Origin of the sequence: Streptomyces sp. RB17, assembly GCF_009604455.1 — a bacterium.
Classification (GTDB): domain Bacteria; phylum Actinomycetota; class Actinomycetes; order Streptomycetales; family Streptomycetaceae; genus Streptomyces.
Genome location: NZ_WEGL01000002.1, coordinates 1,101,295 through 1,119,212, shown reverse-complemented (window position 1 = coordinate 1,119,212; position 17,918 = coordinate 1,101,295). Strand labels below are relative to the sequence as shown.

General features: G+C 71.3%; 18 protein-coding genes. 11 read left to right on the top strand and 7 right to left on the bottom strand.

What is annotated here, in order from left to right; translation table 11 throughout:
* Positions 1-60 precede the first annotated feature (60 nt).
* From SRB17_RS12050 to SRB17_RS12040, 3 genes are all read left to right on the top strand, one after another.
* Positions 61-576 (top strand): hypothetical protein, encoded by a 516-nt coding sequence (locus SRB17_RS12050; protein WP_323375322.1) that lies wholly within the window; start codon positions 61-63, stop codon positions 574-576.
* 53 nt (positions 577-629) lie between these two features.
* The gene (locus SRB17_RS12045) at positions 630-1,346 is read left to right on the top strand and encodes a class I SAM-dependent methyltransferase (RefSeq protein WP_153537517.1); all 717 of its coding nucleotides are present in this window, start codon (positions 630-632) and stop codon (positions 1,344-1,346) included.
* A gap of 369 nt (positions 1,347-1,715) precedes the next feature.
* The gene (locus SRB17_RS12040; protein WP_153537515.1) at positions 1,716-2,699 is read left to right on the top strand and encodes an aldo/keto reductase; all 984 of its coding nucleotides are present in this window, start codon (positions 1,716-1,718) and stop codon (positions 2,697-2,699) included.
* 8 nt (positions 2,700-2,707) lie between these two features.
* On the opposite strand, the gene SRB17_RS12035 is transcribed toward SRB17_RS12040, so the two are convergent.
* Positions 2,708-3,220, bottom strand: a complete 513-nt coding sequence (locus tag SRB17_RS12035) for a GNAT family N-acetyltransferase (protein WP_153537513.1) — start codon at positions 3,218-3,220, stop codon at positions 2,708-2,710.
* 317 nt (positions 3,221-3,537) lie between these two features.
* On the opposite strand from SRB17_RS12035, the gene SRB17_RS12030 reads away from it, so the two are divergent.
* Positions 3,538-4,194 (top strand): hypothetical protein, encoded by a 657-nt coding sequence (locus SRB17_RS12030; RefSeq protein WP_153537511.1) that lies wholly within the window; start codon positions 3,538-3,540, stop codon positions 4,192-4,194.
* A 75-nt stretch (positions 4,195-4,269) separates the two neighbouring features.
* Here SRB17_RS12030 and SRB17_RS12025 read toward each other — a convergent pair whose 3' ends face one another.
* Entirely contained in the window at positions 4,270-5,226 is a 957-nt protein-coding gene (locus SRB17_RS12025) for a hypothetical protein (protein WP_153537509.1), read from the bottom strand.
* A gap of 102 nt (positions 5,227-5,328) precedes the next feature.
* Here SRB17_RS12025 and SRB17_RS12020 point away from each other — a divergent pair, with 102 nt between their 5' ends.
* Positions 5,329-5,844, top strand: a complete 516-nt coding sequence (locus tag SRB17_RS12020) for a GNAT family N-acetyltransferase (RefSeq protein ID WP_153537507.1) — start codon at positions 5,329-5,331, stop codon at positions 5,842-5,844.
* Here SRB17_RS12020 and SRB17_RS12015 read toward each other — a convergent pair.
* Entirely contained in the window at positions 5,841-6,686 is an 846-nt protein-coding gene (locus SRB17_RS12015; protein ID WP_153537505.1) for an alpha/beta fold hydrolase, read from the bottom strand. The two genes, SRB17_RS12020 and SRB17_RS12015, sit on opposite strands and share 4 nt — an antisense overlap.
* Positions 6,687-6,770: 84 nt before the next feature.
* On the bottom strand, positions 6,771-7,955 hold the full coding sequence (locus SRB17_RS12010; RefSeq protein WP_153537503.1) for an MFS transporter: 1,185 nt from the start codon (positions 7,953-7,955) through the stop codon (positions 6,771-6,773).
* A gap of 56 nt (positions 7,956-8,011) precedes the next feature.
* Here SRB17_RS12010 and SRB17_RS12005 point away from each other — a divergent pair, with 56 nt between their 5' ends.
* Together SRB17_RS12005 and SRB17_RS12000 are read left to right on the top strand one after the other, a co-directional pair.
* The gene (locus tag SRB17_RS12005) at positions 8,012-8,608 is read left to right on the top strand and encodes a CGNR zinc finger domain-containing protein (RefSeq protein WP_153537501.1); all 597 of its coding nucleotides are present in this window, start codon (positions 8,012-8,014) and stop codon (positions 8,606-8,608) included.
* Between the two features lie 450 nt (positions 8,609-9,058).
* On the top strand, positions 9,059-9,808 hold the full coding sequence (locus SRB17_RS12000; RefSeq protein ID WP_153537499.1) for an SDR family oxidoreductase: 750 nt from the start codon (positions 9,059-9,061) through the stop codon (positions 9,806-9,808).
* Positions 9,809-9,869: 61 nt separating this feature from the next.
* On the opposite strand, the gene SRB17_RS11995 is transcribed toward SRB17_RS12000, so the two are convergent.
* A complete protein-coding gene (locus tag SRB17_RS11995; RefSeq protein WP_153537497.1) occupies positions 9,870-10,934 on the bottom strand; it encodes a YihY/virulence factor BrkB family protein in 1,065 nt (354 codons plus the stop codon).
* 182 nt (positions 10,935-11,116) lie between these two features.
* Here SRB17_RS11995 and SRB17_RS11990 point away from each other — a divergent pair, with 182 nt between their 5' ends.
* From SRB17_RS11990 to SRB17_RS11980, 3 genes are all read left to right on the top strand, one after another.
* The gene (locus tag SRB17_RS11990) at positions 11,117-11,509 is read left to right on the top strand and encodes a DUF2267 domain-containing protein (RefSeq protein WP_153537495.1); all 393 of its coding nucleotides are present in this window, start codon (positions 11,117-11,119) and stop codon (positions 11,507-11,509) included.
* 76 nt (positions 11,510-11,585) lie between these two features.
* The gene (locus SRB17_RS11985) at positions 11,586-12,191 is read left to right on the top strand and encodes a YdeI/OmpD-associated family protein (RefSeq protein ID WP_153537493.1); all 606 of its coding nucleotides are present in this window, start codon (positions 11,586-11,588) and stop codon (positions 12,189-12,191) included.
* A 107-nt stretch (positions 12,192-12,298) separates the two neighbouring features.
* Entirely contained in the window at positions 12,299-12,763 is a 465-nt protein-coding gene (locus SRB17_RS11980; protein ID WP_153537491.1) for a MerR family transcriptional regulator, read from the top strand.
* 224 nt (positions 12,764-12,987) lie between these two features.
* On the opposite strand, the gene SRB17_RS11975 is transcribed toward SRB17_RS11980, so the two are convergent.
* Positions 12,988-14,415, bottom strand: a complete 1,428-nt coding sequence (locus SRB17_RS11975) for a phytoene desaturase family protein (RefSeq protein ID WP_153537489.1) — start codon at positions 14,413-14,415, stop codon at positions 12,988-12,990.
* 453 nt (positions 14,416-14,868) lie between these two features.
* Between SRB17_RS11975 and SRB17_RS11970 the strand changes: the two genes are divergently transcribed.
* Positions 14,869-15,351, top strand: a complete 483-nt coding sequence (locus SRB17_RS11970; RefSeq protein WP_153537487.1) for a GreA/GreB family elongation factor — start codon at positions 14,869-14,871, stop codon at positions 15,349-15,351.
* 30 nt (positions 15,352-15,381) lie between these two features.
* Here the strand turns inward: SRB17_RS11970 and SRB17_RS11965 are convergent, their stop codons facing one another.
* On the bottom strand, positions 15,382-17,916 hold the full coding sequence (locus SRB17_RS11965) for an ATP-dependent Clp protease ATP-binding subunit (RefSeq protein ID WP_153537485.1): 2,535 nt from the start codon (positions 17,914-17,916) through the stop codon (positions 15,382-15,384).
* Positions 17,917-17,918 lie beyond the last annotated feature (2 nt).

Sequence of the window (17,918 nt, the reverse complement as noted above, 5' to 3'; positions counted from 1 at the left end):
CCCCGGGTCGGAATCCTGCGTGACTGACGGCGCCCTGGTGTGCGGCGGAGGGTGGAGCACGTGAAGGGGAGAGCCGGCGGGGAGCGGGGGAAGACGATGCGTCAACTGGCCTTGTGCGATGAGGAAGTGGCCGGTGCCGAGGGCTTCGACCGCGCCGAGGTCATCCCGCTCCACGAAGAGGCGGAGGAGCCGCGCCCGGCGCGGGGCATGCGGCGGGCCGGGTGGCTGCTGGTCGCCTGCGGGCTCGCCCTGCTGCCGTGGCTGTGCGTGCTGGCCACCGGCCTGCCGGCCACCGCGACCGCGGCGCACTGGCCGGTCGCCTGGGTCGGGCTCGACGCGCTGGAGGCGCTCGGCCTGATCGCCACCGGCCTCCTCGCCGCCCGCGGCGACCGGCGGCACGCCCTGGCAGCCGCCGCGACCGCGACGCTGCTTGTGGTGGACGCCTGGTTCGACACCACGACCGCGGCCCCGGGCGGCGACTTCGCCACCGCGGTCGCCATGGCGCTCGGCGCCGAGCTGCCGCTCGCCGCGCTGTGCGGCCGGCTGGCGCTGCGGACGCTGAGCCGGACCGCGTGACGCCGACCGCCCGACTACGTACCACGGTCCGAATCGATCCACCGGAGAACACCATGCACCGCATCACCACCGCCCCCGTCGCCCCGATCCCGGCCCGGACCCGCTGGGCGGTCGCCGCCGGCGCGGGCGCCGCGTTGGCCGCCGCCTGGTGGCTGGGCGACACAGCGCCCTATCCGTACGCCCAACGCGGCCTGCTCGACGTGCCGTTGCCGTTCCTGACCGCCGGCCGGATGGACGCCGTACTGCGGCCGCGACCGGGGGAGCGGATGCTGGAGATCGGCCCGGGGACCGGCCTGCAGTCGCTGCACGTCGCCCCGCAGCTCGGCCCGGAGGGACGGCTCGATGTGCTCGACATCCAGCAGGAGATGCTCGACCATGTGATGCGCCGCGCCGAGCGCGACGGCCTGGCGACGATCACGCCCACCCGCTCGGACGCACGTGAACTGCCCTACGCCGACGGGACATTCGACGCCATATACGCCGTGACCGCGCTCGGCGAGATCCCCGAGCCGGATCGGGTACTGCGCGAGGCGGCACGGGTACTGGCACCAGGCGGACGGCTGGTGATCGGCGAGTTCTTCGACCGGCACTGGATCCCCTTCGGCCGGCTGCACCGGCTCGCCGGCGCCACCGGCCTCCACCTGACCGAGCGCCGCGGCCCAAGCCCGGCGTACCTCGCCCGCTTCCGACCCTGCGGAGCCGACGCGCCAGGCCACCAGAGCGAGCGCCTCGCCCACAGCGACCGGGACACCAACGACGGGCAAGCGTGAGCACCACACGCAGGGGCCGCGATCACCGAGCTGAACGACCCGGTAGCGGTAGGCCGCTCCGAGAGGCGAGGGGCTCCGCCCTCCGCGCAAGCGCGACAGGTACGGGCGTCGTCTCCCACTGAGTGACTCCGTCGGAAATCTTGGTCCAGGGGCGATCATCCCGGGTCGTGGTGCCAGCTGGGCCAGGGGTAGCCGTGGGCGAGCAGGTACTGCTGGAAGCGGGCCTCGTCGGCGGGAACTCGCGGCGGCCGGCGTCGTCCTCATGCGGCGCCATGCCGACGCCGGGCTGGAAAACTGCTGGAACGCCGGGCCCGGCAGAGCGACACTCTGCAGGTCGTATGTGGATACCGTCCAGGGAGGACCGAGCGGATGAGAACGACCCGGCTGGGGCGCAGCGCGGTGGAGGTCACGGAACTGGGTTTCGGCGGCGGTCCCCTCGGTGGCCTCTTCGCACCGCTCGACGACGACACCGCCGCGAACACGCTGGCCGCGGCATGGAGTTGCGGCATCCGCTACTTCGACACCTCACCGCACTACGGCATCGGCCACTCCGAGCGCCGCACCGGCGACTTCCTCATGGGCATGCCCCGGGACGGGTACACCCTCTCGACCAAGGTGGGGCGGCTCCTCGTGGAACAGGAGCCGGCCGGGCGGCAGGACGAGCCTTTCCATGTCCCCGCCACACACCGCCGGGTGTGGGACTTCTCGCGCGACGGTGTCCTGCGCAGTGTGGAGGACTCGCTTGCGCGGATGGGCGTGGACCGCATCGATCTGCTGTTCCTCCACGACGCGGAGGAGCACTTCGAGGACGCGCTGCGCGACGGGTACCCGGCACTGGCCGAATTGCGTGCGCAGGGCGTGGTGGGCGCCGTCGGGGCGGGCATGTACCACCCCGGCATGCTGGCCAGACTGGTCGAGGAGACCGATGTCGATGTGGTGATGCTGTCCGGCCGTTACACGCTGCTGGACCACAGCGCGCTCGACGACCTGCTGCCGGCCTGCGCCGAACGCGGGGTGTCCGTCCTGGCCGCCTCGATCTTCAATTCCGGCCTGCTCGCCACCCCTCGTCCCGCCGAGGGGGCGTCCTTCGACTATGCCCCCGCCGCACCGGAGATCCTCCGGCGGGCGCGGGAGATCGCTTCCGTCTGCGAGGCACACGGTGTGACTCTCCCCCAGGCCGCGATGGCGTTCCCCCTGCTGCATCCGGCGGTCGCCGGCATCGTGGTCGGGATGCGCTCACCGGAGGAGGTACGGGACAACATCTCCGCGTTCCAGGCGGTCGTCCCGGATCAGGTGTGGGCGGACCTGGTCGCGGCAGGCCTCCTCGACGAGCGGGCACCGGTGGGCGCCTGAGGACCGGGTCACACGGCGTTCGCTCGGGGCGACTGCCGTTCGTCGTCCGCGCTCGCGACGCAGCGTGCGGACACAGGGGCGAGGGCCGGCTCGCGGACCATGAACACATCCACCGTCTCCTCCGTCTCGACACCGAATCCGTGCCGCTCGTAGAGCTGTTGGGCCCGGCTCCCCCGGAGTACGTTGAGCCGGACGCGGGTGCCGTCGCGGTCGCACCGCTCCAGCAGCAGTCGCAGCACGGCCGATCCGATTCCCCTGCCCTGCAGGCCCGGGTCCAGGTAGAAATGCTCCAGCCGGTGAGCGTCGTTCTCCGGCCGCAGTGCCACGCATCCGGCCAGTACGCCGCGCACCTCGACGACCCAGGTGTGGTCCGGTGCGAAACCGTCCCGCAGCCGCTGCCGCACACGGTGCTCGTCGTACCGCCCGAGACGCTCCAGGTCCGCTCTGAGCACCACGGCCCGCAACTCGGCCACCGCCTCGACGTCCGCCGCCGATGCGGGACGCATCTCCCAGTCCGCCATGATCCAGATGCTAGCGCGGCGGGATGGCCCCGGTTCCGGGGAGCGACGGCTTCCGCCTGCGGAAAGCGGGCCGCGAACTCGGCCATCGTGGGCGGAGGGGAGCCCGTTCGGCAGGACACATCGGAGGGATGACACGGAGGGGTGACACAGGGCAGAACGGCACACCGCCGCGCAACGCACAGGGTTCACTCAGTGGAAACCCGCCGGCCCATCCGTATCATCCATGTGTCGGGGGACCCGTAGGACAACAACTCCCGCTCCGCGCCCGCCGCAACCGCAGGCGAGGGAGCGCACCACCGTCTCGATTGGAGCCACAGATGCCTGAGCCCACCGCCCCCGTCACCGAGTTGACCTCGCAGTACGTCAGCCAGGTGACCAACGACCTCGAGCACAACGTCAAGGAACAGGAACGCATCACTGCCGAAATCACGGCGCTCCAGGAGCAGTTGGCCGCGCTGCAGCACGACCAGACCATTCTGGTGAACATGCGGCAGGCGCTCGGTGTGGCGACCTCGGTGACCACACCCGCCCCGGCCCCGGCCGAGGGGGGCGCCGTGGTTCCCGCTCCGCGCAAGAAGACCAGCACCGCCTCCGAGACACGCCGCGCGCCGAAGAAGGCGGTGCCGGAGCAGTCCGGGCGCACGAAGCAGTCGGCCAAGAAGCCCGCGGTCACGAAGCCCTCGGCGAAGAAGGCCACCGGCCCGTCCGCCCAGCCCACGCTCATCGAACTGGTCCGCCGTCATCTCGCCGCACAGCAGGAGCCCCGCTCCGCGGCGGAAGTCGCCGAGGCGCTCGGCACGGCACATCCCGACCGGGAGATCCAGACGAAGGTCATCCGCACCACTCTGGAGAACCTCGTGGCCCGCAACGGCGCCCAGCGCACCAAGCAAGGGTCGTCGGTGTTCTACACCCTCGCCGCCGGCGCCGAGTCGGCGGCGAACGCGGAGGAGTCCCGGACCGACGCTGCCGAATGAGCCGTGGGCACATCGCCCCGTCCCACGTCCACAAGGGCGGGCTGGTTCCGGACGGGGCGAAGTCGCTTCCCAGGCTCACACACCGGCCATGGCCTTCTGCCGGATCTGGTCGAACTCGGTCACGGGATCGCCGCCGGTCTGCCAGGGCCACGCGGTGACGACGCCGCCGATCTGCTCGAAGACGGAACGCGCCTCGGCGCGCCGGTCCGCGGCGACCAGTGTGTAGGCGAGGAGGTTGAGGTCGGCGAGTGCCTTGGCGTGGCGGAGGAACCCCGGCTGGATCCAGGTGTGCGCGGCGCGGTCGAGGGCCTGCGTGGCCATGTCGTTGGACCAGTGGTTCCGTGCGACCAGGGCTTCGAGCCCGCCGCGGTCGAGGATGGCGTGGTACTGGTGGATCTGGGCGGTGAGTTCGGTCGCCACGCACGGTGCGTTGGCGGGCATGCGGGCGCGCAGGGTGTCAACGAACTCCAGGACCTGGATGCGTGACCCGGCCTCGTCCGGGCTGAGGTAGGCCAGCATGTTCAGATAGGCCTCGCGGTTCCAGCGGTCGCGTGCGAGCACCTCGTTCCACAGTCCGAAGACCTGTGACTGCTCCCGGCGTTCGAGGCGTGCCACGGCGAGGAGGGCCGCCCAGGGAGTGGGGTCGTCCGGGGCGAGCTCGGCGGCGCGCAGACAGCTCTCGACGGCGCCCGCGGGGTCTTCCAGGTGCCCGTGTGCGCGGGCCTGGGCGACCTGGGTCCAGGCCTGCAGGACGAGTGCGTGCGCATTGCGGGGCTCTCGCGTGCTCCAGGCGCGTGGCAGATGGGATCCGACGAGGTATCCCGCCAGGACGTCGATGCGGTGCGCGCGGCGGTCCCAGTCGCCGGGGTCCTGCTCCAGGAGGCGGGACATCTGCGCCACGCACAGCTCGGTGGTCGCGATGGTGCCGGTCCTGGTGGTCGCCACAAGTGACTTCAGCAGCTTGCCCAGGTCCTGGTCGTCGAGCTCCGGAGCCAGACGGACCTTTCTGCGGCGACTGGATAGAAATGCCATGTCGGGAGGCTAGGACGGATCGGTGCGCACGCAAGGGCTGGGCCGAGATCGTTATGGTTTACACGTACAACTTGCTTATACAACTTGCCTATATTGCCGTTCATGCCAGAGATACAGCTGCTCCGTCCGGATCACGTCCCCGCGCTGTTGGCCTTCGAGCTGGAGAACCGGGCCTGGTTCGCCGCGTCCATCCCTGACCGGGGCGACGACTACTTCGCCCGGTTCGACGAGCGGCTCGGTGGGTTGCTCGCCGAGCAGGAGGCCGGCCTGTGCTACTTCCACGTCGTGGTGGGCGCCGGAGGCGAGGTGCTGGGCCGGATCAATCTCGTGGATGTCGCGGACGGCGGCGCCGATCTCGGGTACCGGATCGCGGAGCGTGCCGCGGGCCGGGGGCTCGCCACCTGGGCCGTGGGGGAGATCTGCGGCCTGGCCGCCAACCGCTACGGGCTGTCGGCGCTCCGTGCCGCGACCACCCTCGACAATGCGGCATCGCAGGCCGTACTGGCCCGTTCCGGGTTCACCGTCGTCGGCGAGACCCGGCTCTCCGGCCGCCCCGGTCTGTCGTATTTCCGCAGTCTCGCGGATGTCACCGCTCGGCCGGGTGCGACGGGCACCTAGTGAGGTGCCGTGTGCTCGAGGATGGCCGGGACGATCGTCGCCCAGTCGGCTCGCTCGATCCCGTGGCCGGCGTCCTCCAGAGCCAAGAGCCTTCCCCCGGGGATCTGTTCGGCGAGTGCCTCACCGTGCCGGAGCGGGAACATCGGATCGACGGTCCCATGGATCACCAGCGTAGGCACGGCGATCGAAGACAGGGGTGCCGGTGAGAGCTCGCCGTCGGCAAGTGCGTCATGGTTGCGGGCCGCGGTGGCATCACGCGCGCGCTCGACGTCGCGACGGACCAGGCTGCGGACGGCGGCCTCGTCGAACGGGCGCCGGCCCCCTGCGAGTACCCGCGCGTGGGCGACCTTGTCATCGATCACAGAGTCGGCGTCCGACCAGTCGACGTGCCTGGCCGCGAGGCACCGCATGAACTCCTCGGTGGGTGGCGGCAGTTCGCCTTCTCCGGGCACAGCGGGGGACGTGCTGATGAGGACGAGTGAGAGGACGCCACCGGTGTGTTCGAGCGCGAGCAGTTGCGCGAGCGCCCCGCCGGCCGAGACACCCACGACGTGCGCGGCGGGGACCTCATGGGCCCGTAGCACGCGGGCGGCGTCACCGACCAGGTCCGCGCAGGTGTATCCGGGACGGCCCGGTTCGTAGGTGACGGATCGGCCGGTGTCGCGGTGGTCGTAACGGATCACGAAGCGCCCGCCGTCGGCGAGCATCCGGCAAAAGCCCTCCTCCCACCAGAGCATCGAAGCCCCGGTGCCCATGATGAGCAGGATGGGCGGATCCGACGGGTCTCCGAAGGACTCGGTGCACAGTTCGACGCCATCCGCCTCGACAACGCGCTCGGCCATCGCTCTTCTCCTCTCCTGTGCCCATGGTGCCCATGTATGGAGGTGTCGGTCAGGCGGAAGCCCCAGCGAATCCGGGGGAAGGGATCAGCCCGGCCGCGCAGACCGCCCGGAGGATGCACCCGCGTGCAGGGGTACGGCGAAGAAGGCCGGCGCCGCGCAGGCCGCCACGCCCGCCGCCGTTGCCAGGGTGCCGGGAAGGGACCAGTTCGCCAGTGGGCCGGCGATCGCCGCGCCCGCTGCGAAGGCGGTGATCTTCAGGCTGGCGCCGGTGGTGAAGATCTGGCCGCGCAGACGCTCCGGAGCCTCCCGGTGGCGCACCGCGAACAAGGCGGTGAGCTGAGGCCCTTCGCCGATTCCGGCCAGCACCAGGGCCAGGACGAGCACCGCCGGGGGGCCTGTCGCCGCCAGGGCGAACGCGGCGGCCTGGATCAGGGCACCGGCCCAGATGATCGTGTCGGGGGCGACGTGTCGTGGGAACCGTGCCAGTACGGCGTTGGCCACCAGGGCCGATACGGCCGCACAGGACAGCAGGAGCGCACCGCGCCCCGCTCCGCCGAGGACACGTTCCCCGAGCAGCGGTACGCAGGCCGTCTGCATGCCCTGCGCGGCACAGCAGACGACCGAGGCCAGGGTCGCCCGGGCCAGCCGGGGTTTTTTCAGGATGACCCGGGCGCCGGCGGCAAGGTCACCGACCAGTGCACCGGGCTGCCCTTCCCGCACCCGCGCGGAACGCCCCGGCAGGGTGCACGCCGCCGGCGCCGCCGAGCCGATGAGCGCCGCCGACACCACGACGGCCGCCGACGCCCCCAGCAACTCGGCCAGAGCCCCGGCGAGGAGCGGACCGGACAGGCTCGCCACGCCGAAGGTCATGGCATCGAGCGCGTTGGCCCGTGGCAGCCGGTCGCCTGCCGCCACCCTCGGCAGCTGCCCCGTCCAGCCGCCCGACAGCGCCGGCCCGAGCAGGCCGGTCAGGACGGCGATCAGCACGGTGACGGTGAACGGGAGCCGGCCGAGCCCCACCAGGATCGCTGTGAGACCGGTCGCGTACAGGACGAGCGCCACGGCCAGCAGCCGTCCGGGCCGCTGCTGTCGGTCGAGCACCGCACCGAGCACGGGGCCGCCTGCCGCCGCCGCGACCGTGATGCCCGCGAGCAGCGCGGACGCTTCGGAGGCCGAGCCGGCGACCGCGTATCCCGCCAGCATCAGCGCCGGTCCCGACATCTCGTCACCGACGCGGGCTGCCATCGCCCCCGCGACATAGCGAGCCATCCCGTAACGCTTTATCACGCCAGTGACGTTACGGAGGTAACGCAGAACTCCGCAATATGCGTTACAGTGCGCTGGTGTCCCCCAGCCACCATGCCGACGGCGACTGGTCCAGCCGGCACTCCGTCCTGACCATGGCCCGCCGCACCGCCGCGCTGGTCAACGCCCTGGCCGCGGACCGCCCCGACCCGGGCCACACGGCGGAGGTGCTCCTCGCCTACGGCGAGAAGGGCCCCGTGGACCTCACCTCGCGGGATGTCGCGCAGATGCGCGAGGCCGCGGTCCGGCTGCGGGAGGTCTTCGCCGCCGAGCACGCCGACGAGGCCGCCGTCGTCCTCAATCGCCTACTGGGGGAACACACCGGGCCGCTCCGCCTCACCTCACACGGTGGCGGCGCGCCCTGGCACCCCCACCTCGACCGCGCCGACGACGCCCCGTGGGCTGAGTGGTTCCTGGCCTCGTCCTGCCTGGCCCTGACCGTTCTCGTCTGGGACCGCCAGCTCCCGCCCGGCAGGATCTGTGCGTCGGCCGCCTGTCGGAACGTCTTCGTCACCCAGGGCCCCGGCCCCGAACGCCGCTACTGCTCCCGGCGCTGCGCGACCCGCGAACGTGTCGCGGCCCACCGTCGCACCCGCTCCACGGAATCACCCGCGTGACGCACCGGCCAGGCGCGTGGCTCCCGTTCGGCACGGCAGCGCGCCTCGCGTGACGACGGCACCCGTGACTTCGAGCGGTCCGACCGGCAGCGTCCGGGCCCGCGCCGTCCGCCCGCAGGCGCTCAGGGCACCCTCCCGGTGATCGGGGCACGGACACCTCCGCCCAGTTGCTCGCTCCTGTCGTCACATTCCCGTCCGCCCGCATCGAGGGCCGCCCGCAGCGGGTCGGGGTCGGCGGCGCCGAGTGGGGCGGGGACGGCCATGTGCGGCTGTGAGACGGGGGCAGGGACGGCCGCGGTTCGCCGATGCCCTGGGCGGAGCACCGGACCCGGGAGTCGGTCTCCTCCAGGCCCAGCTCCCAGGCCCCTTGACAACGCCGTCTCTCTGGGACCCCAGGTCGAGGTCCGTTCGCCGCCAGCCTTCCTCACGTCTCGCCGGTGAGATGGAGGCATGACTTCTCAGGCAATCCTTGACGGTAAGAAGGCCCTGGTCACCGGCGGCAGCCGGGGCATCGGTGCGGCGGCGGCACTGCGACTGGCGCGGCAGGGCGCGGATGTGGCGGTGACCTATGTGCGCGGTAAGGAAGCGGCGGAGGATGTGGTGCGGGCCGTCGAGAGCCTGGGGCGGCGGGCGGCGGCCCTGCGCGCCGATGCCGCGGACGCGGAGGAGGCGGCGGGCGCGGTGGGGCGGGCGGCCGAGGCGCTCGGGGGCCTGGACATCCTGGTGAACAACGCGGCCGTCGGGCTGATGCAACCGCTGGAAAGCCTGTCCCTCGCCGACGTGGACCGCCTGATCGCCGTGAACGTCCGCGGGATGTTCCTGGCCGCCCAGGCCGCTGCCGCGCTCATGGCATCCGGCGGGCGGATCATCACCGTCGGCAGCTGTGTCACCCATCACACGCCGGGCCCCGGCGCCACCCTGTACGCGATGAGCAAGTCGGCCGTCGTCGGGCTGACCAAGGCACTGGCCCGCGAGCTGGGCGGGCGCGGGATCACGGCGAACGTCGTGCATCCGGGCCCGACCGACACCGACATGAACCCGGCGGACGGTCCCTTCGCGTCCGGCCAGGCGGCCATGACCGCCCTCGGCCGCTTCGGCACGGCCGAGGAGGTGGCGTCCGCGGTGGCCTATCTGGCGGGCCCCGAGGCGGTGTACGTGACGGGAACGGAGCTGTCCGTGGACGGCGGGTACGCGGCATGAGCGAGCGGGCGCACGATGCTCTCCGGCACCGGTGCGTCCCGCCCCGACCGGCCGTGCCGGGTCATGTCTGGTTCAGCCGGCGTACGTCGTCCTCGTCCCACTTCGTGGTGTCGCGCGGCTGGGCGTAGGGCTCGGCCCCGGGCGGATGTCCGCCGGCGATGGCTCGCTGACGCGCGGTCTCCGCCTCGAACTCCAGGCCGAACAAGATCGCCAGATTGCTGATCCAGAGCCAGACCAGGAAGACGATCACACCGGCCATGGTGCCGTAGGTCTTGTTGTACGAGGCGAAGTTCGCGACGTAGAAGGCGAACCCCACGGAGGCGATCAGCCAGATCGTCAGGGCGAGGACGCTGCCCGGGGTGATCCATCGGAAGCCCTTGACCCTGGCGTTCGGTGTCGCCCAGTACAGGATCGCGATCATCACCGTGACCAGCAGGACCAGCACCGGCCATTTCGCGATCGACCACACCGTCAGGGCCGTGTCGCCGATTCCCAGCGCCCGCCCCGCGTGGCGGGCCAGGCCGCCGGTGAAGACGACGATCAGCGCACTGGCCACGGCGAGGACCATCAGCACGACGGTGACGCCGATCCGCACCGGCAGGATCTTCCAGACCGGGCGCCCCTCCGGCATGTCGTAGACGGCGTTGGCGGCGCGGATGAAGGCGGCCACGTACCCGGACGCCGACCAGACCGCCAGCACAATGCCGACGACGGCCATGACCGCGCCGGTGCCCGCGTGGTTGTGCAGCTGCTCCACGGCCCTGGTGAGGATGTCCCGGGCGGAGCCGGGCGCGAGGTGCCTGAGGTCGGTCAGCACCCTGTCGGTGACCGACCTGCCGACGATGCCCAGCAGGGACACCAGTACCAGCAGCGCCGGGAACAGGGCGAGGACCCCGTAGTAGGTCAGGGCGGCCGCCCGGTCGGTCAGCTCGTCGTCCCGGAACTCGCGCAGGGAGCCCTTCAGCACCGCGCCCCAGGCCCGCTTGGGCAGCTGCGCCGGGGTGTCGGGCGCGGCCCGTTCGAACTGTCGGCCGGGCCCGGCGTCCTCCGGCGCCGGAACACGTGGCGCCGAGGCGTCGTCGCCGCCGTGGCGGTGGCCGCTCCCGGGGAGGTGCAGCTTCGGCATATAGGTCGGGTAACCCGGGCTCGCGGTCTCAAGCAGGCGTGCCCGTGGGATTAGGCCGTGCGTGCCCGGGCCGGCTGGGTACTGGGACCGAGAGGTCCGACGCCTGGGCCGGATGCCTTCGAGACGGCTCGGGTGCCGTGGACGCGGCACATGGTGAGACAGCCCAGGAAGTGGAGGTGACGATGAGGTACGACGAGTTCCTCGCCCGTGTGCGCGAGCGCGGTGAGTACGCCGGCCAGGACGAAGCGGCGCAGGTCACGGAGGCCGTGCTGAGTGTGCTGGCGCAGCGGATCAGTCCCGGGGAGATCGACGACCTCGCCTCCCAGCTGCCCGGGCCACTGGGTCCCGCTCTCTCCGGGGCGAAGCAGTCCCGGCCGGAGCGCTTCGGGATCGAGGAGTTCCACCGCCGGGTCGCCGAGCGGATCGGAGGCGGGCCGCGCACGGCACAGTGGGACGCCGGCGCGGTCCTGACCACGGTCGCCGACAGCGTCAGCGGCGGGGAACTGAACCAGGTGTTCAGCCAACTCCCGTCGAGCTACGCCGCCCTGTTCGGCAGGACGGACCTGGCGGACTGAACCCGGAAGCCTGCGTCGGCATCGGGATCGTGCCTCCCGATTGACCATGCCACCGGGGTGGGTTTTGATGTGGCGCATGCCGGGTGCAGCGCGGACGGGTGGAGCACAGAACGGGGCCGATCCGGTCCTGGCCTTCGCCACGCAGGATTCGTGGGAGAGGTGGCTGGAGGAGCACCACGCCGACGTGCGGGGCGTCTGGCTGAAGATCCCGAAGAAAGACTCCGGGCTCGACGGCGTCGACTACGCGGGGGCGCTGGAGTCGGCGCTCTGCTTCGGCTGGATCGACGGGCAGAAGAAGAAGCTGGACGAGCGGCACTGGCTGCAGCGCTTCACCCCGCGCCGGCCGGGCAGCAGGTGGTCGAAGGTGAACCGGGAGAAGGCCACCGAGCTCACGGCGCAGGGCCGGATGCGACCGGCCGGTCTGCGGGAAGTGGAGCAGGCCAGGTCGGACGGCCGCTGGGAGGCGGCGTACGAGGGTCAGCGCACGGCGACGGTACCCGAGGACCTCCAGGCGGCCCTGGAGGCCGTTCCGGAGGCGCGGGACTTCTTCGCCACGCTGGACAGCCACAACCGGTACGCGATCCTCTACCGCATCCAGGACGCCAAGAGGCCGCAGACCCGGGCGGCACGCATCGAGAAGTTCGTCGCCATGCTCGCCGCACGGCAGAAGCTCCACCCCTGACTTTCGGCCCTGAGGCCCGCACCGCTTCGTTGCGGGCCCGAGACGGAAGAGGCGGCGCACGGAACGCACTTGCTTCAAGCGCACTTGAACGTCCTAGCGTGTCCTGCATGACGGTGATCGACAGCACCCCTGTGAAGTCCTCGTCCGTGGACGCCTGTGCGCCCGCGGTTCCGGAACTGCCCCGGCCCGATGGCCAGGACCGCTACACGATCCGCGAGGTCGCGGCGCTCACGGGGCTTCGTCCGCACACGCTGCGCTGGTACGAGCAGATCGGCCTGCTGCCCCAGGTGGAGCGCTCGCACGCCGGCCAACGGCGGTTCGACAACCGGGATCTGGAGTGGCTCGCGTGTGTGAGCAAGCTGCGGCTGACCGGGATGCCGGTCGCCGACATGGTGCGCTACGCCGAGTTGGTCCGCCAGGGAGCCCGGACCTACGAGGAACGGCAGCGGATGCTGGAGCACACCCGGCGCGGAGTCCTCACGCGCATCGCCGAGTTGCACGACACCCTCACCGTGCTCGACGCAAAGATCGACTTCTATGCGGACGCCCGCCGGGCGTCGGAAAGGGCCTGAGCGCCATCATGGGCAGCACCATCGAGCAGATCCGCACGGTCGAACTGGGCACCGGTGGCCCCCGGCCCGAACGGTGAGCGGTGCGGACTGCCGGATCTTCCCCACCACGAGATGCACGCGCTGTCTCTCCTCGCCTCCTGACGGTCTGTCAACTCCAGCTGGTCGGCTCCGGACCCGGCGCCAAGGCGCCATAGCCGCTGGGGCACGCCGAAGGCGGGTCGGTGTCAGCGGGTGGCCCGGACCCCCAGGTGGCGCAGCGCGGCCGACGCGGCTCCGGCGCCGCACATGCCGTGCGCGCCGGGGCCGGGCGGGGTCGCCGCCGAGCACAGGAACACGCCCGGCAGGCCGGTCGAGTACGGCTCGGCGGTCGGGCGGGGACCCAGCAGGAGCTGAGCGGTCGTCCTGGCGCCGGTGATGATGTCGCCCCCGGCGAAGTTGGGATTGACGGCGGCGAACCGGGCGGGCGGGGTGACCAGGCGCCCCACGATGCGGTCGCGGACGCCGGGGGCGAACCGCTCCAGCTGACGGAGTACCGCTTCGGTCGCGTCCCCGTCGTAGCCGTACGGGACATGGGCGTAGGTGTAGACGGGGTGGACGCCGCCCGCCGAACGGGACGGGTCGGCCAGATACTGCTGGCCGACCAGCACGAAGGGGCGTTCCGGCATGCGACCGGCCACCGCCTCCCGTTCAGCCTCGGCCACCTCGGCGAGCGGGCCGCCGAGGTGCACGGTGCCGGCCCGGCGCGCGTGCTCGTTCGTCCAGGGCACGCCGCCTTCGACGGCCAGGTCGAGCTTGAAGACGGCGGGAGCTCGCCGGAACCGCCGGTAGGCGCCGCGCACCCGGGCGGGGAGCCGGTTGCCGTAGAGGGCGACGACCTGGCCGGGGTCGAGGTCGAGGAGGGTCACGTCGGCGGGCGGCAGCTGCCGGGGGTCGGTGACCCGCACGCCGGTGTGGACGGTGCCTCCGTGCAGGCGCAGCACGCGTTCCATGCTGCGGGCGATGGACTGCGTGCCGCCTTCGGCCACGGCCCAGCCGGCGGCATGACCCGCGGCGAGGATGCCGAGCCCGATGGCCGAGGTGAACGGGTGCGACAGTGGGCGGAAGGCATGTGCCGCGACGCCGGCCCACAGGGCCCGCGCCTGCGCAGTGGTGAAGAGGCGGGCGAGGAGGGCGGCTGGCAGCGCGGTCAGCAGGCCGAAGCGGGTGAGCAGCAGCGGGTGCGCGGGGATGCGCAGCAGGGGGCCCATCACATCGTGTGCCAGGGCGTCCCAGTGACGTGCCGGGGTGGCCAGGAGCGTGCGGTACCGGTCACCGTCCGGACCGAGCATGCGGGCGGTGTCCGGCACGGAGCGCAGCAGGACCCCGGCACTGCCGTCGTCCAGCGGGTGCACACAGTCGATGTCGGGCAACAGCCAGCGCAGCCCGTGCCGTTCGAGGCCCAGCGCGCGCAGCGCCGGGGAATGGACGGCCATGGGATGGATGGCCGAGCAGTGGTCGTGCACGAGTCCCGGCAGGATCGCCTCGTGGCTGCGGGTGCCTCCGCCGACCTCGTCGGCCGCTTCCAGGAGCGTGACGCGGAGGCCCGCCCTGGCGAGGAGGGCGGCGGCGGCGAGTCCGTTGGGCCCGCCTCCGACCACCACGGCAGAGGTCATGTGGTGCGCCTGGACGTGATCGCGGCCGAGGGGGCGGGCGACGGCGTCATCGGTCTCATGCGTCTGAGTCTGGCATCCGTCTCATGCCTGTGAGTCCGGCATCCCTGCATCCAGGGGCGCAGCCGGGCACCGGTCCCGAGGTGGTGCCGGCGCCCGGGGTCCGTCCGCTCCCGTCCAGGTCGTCAGGACTGGGGTCGTTTGCCGTGATTGGCGCGATGGTTGCGCCGCGACTTCTTCTTCCGGCGTCGCTTCGAGGACATGGAAACCTCCTGGGGAGAGGGAAACCGGTGCCGAAGAACACCAGAAAACACCGTATATCGGGTTACCGGACACCTCCACCGCAGCCGCCGCCCCGACCACCAGTGCGGGGCGTCTCGACGCCGTACTCTCGTTGATACGATGCGAAAAATGTCTGACTCATGAATTTTCTCCCCTGGACCAGAGGAGCCGGAAATGACCGGTGACCCGGAGCCGATCGGTGCCCCTGCCCGCCGCGGGCTGGAGCAGGAGCTGGCCGACCTTCGAGACGAGCGCCGGCTCGTCGCCGGAAGCCTGCGGGACCGTACGGACGTGGGCGACCAGGCGGACCAGGCCGAACAACTGCAGCGCGCCAATCAGCTCGACAGCCTGGACCGTCGTATCGAGAACATCACCGAGCGGCTGCGCCAGGCGGACGTGGCCGGGCCCGCCCCCACGGACGTGGTCGGCGTGGGCAGCACGGTCACCGTCCGCTTCCCGGACGGCTCGGTGGAGACGCTCCAGATCGGCGAGCTCGCCGAGGCCCTGGACCAGAACCTGGTCACCTCCGACAGCCCGCTCGGCCGCGCACTGCTCGGCCACCGCCCCGGTGACTCGGTCCACTTCGACACGCCGGACGGCCCCTCGAGCGTGGTCGTGGTGTCGATCGGGGAGGAGAGCGAGCAGGACGAACGGTGAGAGGTCAGGCGTCTTCGCGGTTGGAGTGATTCACTTCTCCGGCGACGCGGCTCCGCCCGCCTCGGCAGCCGCACCGGCGCCGCTGCCCTTGCGGACCTTGCAGTGCAGGGAGTCGTGTTCGACGTCGGCCACGATGGTGTCGCCGGGCTCGGACTCGCCGCTGAGCAGCAGGGTGGCGATCCGGTTGTCGAGTTCCGCCTGGATCGTACGGCGCAGCGGGCGGGCACCGAACTCCGGCTGGTGGCCGTGGGCGATGAGCAGCTTCTTCGCCGCCTCGGTCACCTCCAGCGTCATCCCCTGGGCGTGCACGCGGCGTTTGCTCTGGTCCAGCAGATGGTCCACGATCTTCCCGAGATCGTCCTCGGTCAGCCCGTGGAAGATGATGATGTCGTCGATCCGGTTGAGGAACTCCGGCAGGAACCTGGTCCGCAGGTCCCCCATCAACTCGTCCTTCAGCTCCGACACATCACCCTTGTGGTCCAGGATCCGGTGCGCGCCGATGTTGGACGTCATGATGATCACGCAGTGCCGGAAGTCGACGGTACGGCCCTGGGCGTCGGTGAGCCGGCCGTCGTCCAGGATCTGCAGCAGGGTGTTGAAGACGTCCGGGTGGGCCTTCTCCACCTCATCGAACAGCACCACGCTGTAGGGCCGGCGGCGCACCTTCTCGGTCAGCTGGCCCGCTTCCTCGTAGCCCACGTACCCGGGAGGGGCGCCCACGAGCCGGGCGACGGTGTGCTTCTCCTGGAACTCGCTCATGTCGAACCGGATCATCCGGTCCTCGTCCCCGAACAGCAACGCCGCCAGCGTCTTGGCGAGTTCGGTCTTGCCGACACCTGTGGGGCCGAGGAAGAGGAAGGATCCGACCGGCCGGTTCGGATCGCCCATCCCCGCCCGGTTGCGCCGTACCGCCTGGGAGACGGCGGTGACGGCCTCGTCCTGACCGACGATCCGGGCGTGCATCTCCTCCTCGAGCCTGAGCAGCTTCTCCTTCTCACTCGCCGTCAGCTGCGAGACCGGGATCCCCGTACGACGTGAGACCACGTCGGCGATGTCGGCGGCCGTCACCGACACCACGCCCTCGCGACGTTCCTCGATGCCGGCGAGTTCGCCCTCCACCTCGGCGATCTGCCGCTTCAGGTCCGACGCCTTCTCGAAGTCCTCCACCGACACGGCCTGGTCGAGTTCGCGGCGGAGTTCGGCGATGCGGTCCTCGCGGCTGATCACCTCGGTGGACCGGCCGACGCTGCGCAACCGCACCCGCGCACCGGCCTGGTCCATCACGTCGATCGCCTTGTCGGGCAGGAAACGGTCGGTGATGTAGCGGTCGGAGAGTTCGGCCGCGGCCGCCAACGCGCCGTCGCCGAACCGGACCTGATGGTGTGCCTCGTAGGAGTCCCGCAGACCCTCCAGGATCTGCACCGTCTCCTCCACCGTCGGCTCGGGCACCATCACCGGCTGGAACCGCCGCTCCAGCGCCGCGTCCTTCTCCACGTACTTGCGGTACTCGTCGATCGTCGTCGCGCCCACGACGTGGAGTTCGCCGCGCGCGAGGGCGGGCTTGAGCATGTTGCCCGCGTCCATGGACCCCTCCCCCGTCGCCCCCGCGCCCACGACGGTGTGGAGTTCGTCGATGAACAGGATGATCCGGCCCTTGGCGGCCTGGACGTCCTCGATGACCTTCTTCAGCCGCTCCTCGAACTGGCCCCGGTACTGCGCCCCCGCGACCATCCCCGACAGGTCCAGGGCCACGACCCTCTTGTCCTTGAGGGTGTCGGGGACCTCACCGGCCACGATCCGCTGCGCCAGGCCCTCCACGATCGCGGTCTTGCCCACACCCGGCTCACCGATGAGCACCGGATTGTTCTTCGACCGCCGCGAGAGGATCTCGACCGTCTGCTCGATCTCCTCCGCACGCCCCACCACGGGGTCCAGCTTCCCCGCCTTCGCCTCCTCCGTCAGATCCCGGCCGAACTCGTCCAGCGTCGTCGCCGGCGCCTTCTTCCGTTCGGCGGGAAGTCCGTCGCCGCGAGCGGCCTGCTCGGTGAGATCGGCCAGTTTCCGCGTGTCCATGCCCTCGGCGCGCACCAGCCTGGCGGCGCCCGTTTCGGTGTCGCCGAGCAGGGCACCGAGGATGTGCTCGGGACCGATGTACGACACACCGGCCGCCTGTGACTGTGCGTAGGCTGCCGTGAGGGTGCGCTTGGCCGCGGGAGTGAGGCCCGGCTGCGAGGAAGGCTCGCCCGACTCCCGGGGCAGGATCTTGGCGATCTCGGCCGCCAGCGTGTCGGGGTCGACGTCCAGCTGGGAGAGCAGTCTCCGGGACGGTTCCACCTTGGTGGCGGCCCACAGCAGATGTTCGGTGTCCAGGTCGGACGTGCCGTCCTCGACCGACCGCCGCGCGGCCAGGTTGAGCAGTTCCTGCGACGACTTCGTCAGCAGCCGGCCGATGGGCACCCGCTGCACGGCGGGAGGTGATGACGCCGGCGACATCCCGAAGAAGCGATTGAACAACTCGCTGAAGGGATCCGACGAACCGAACGGTGCACCGAACGACATCGACATGA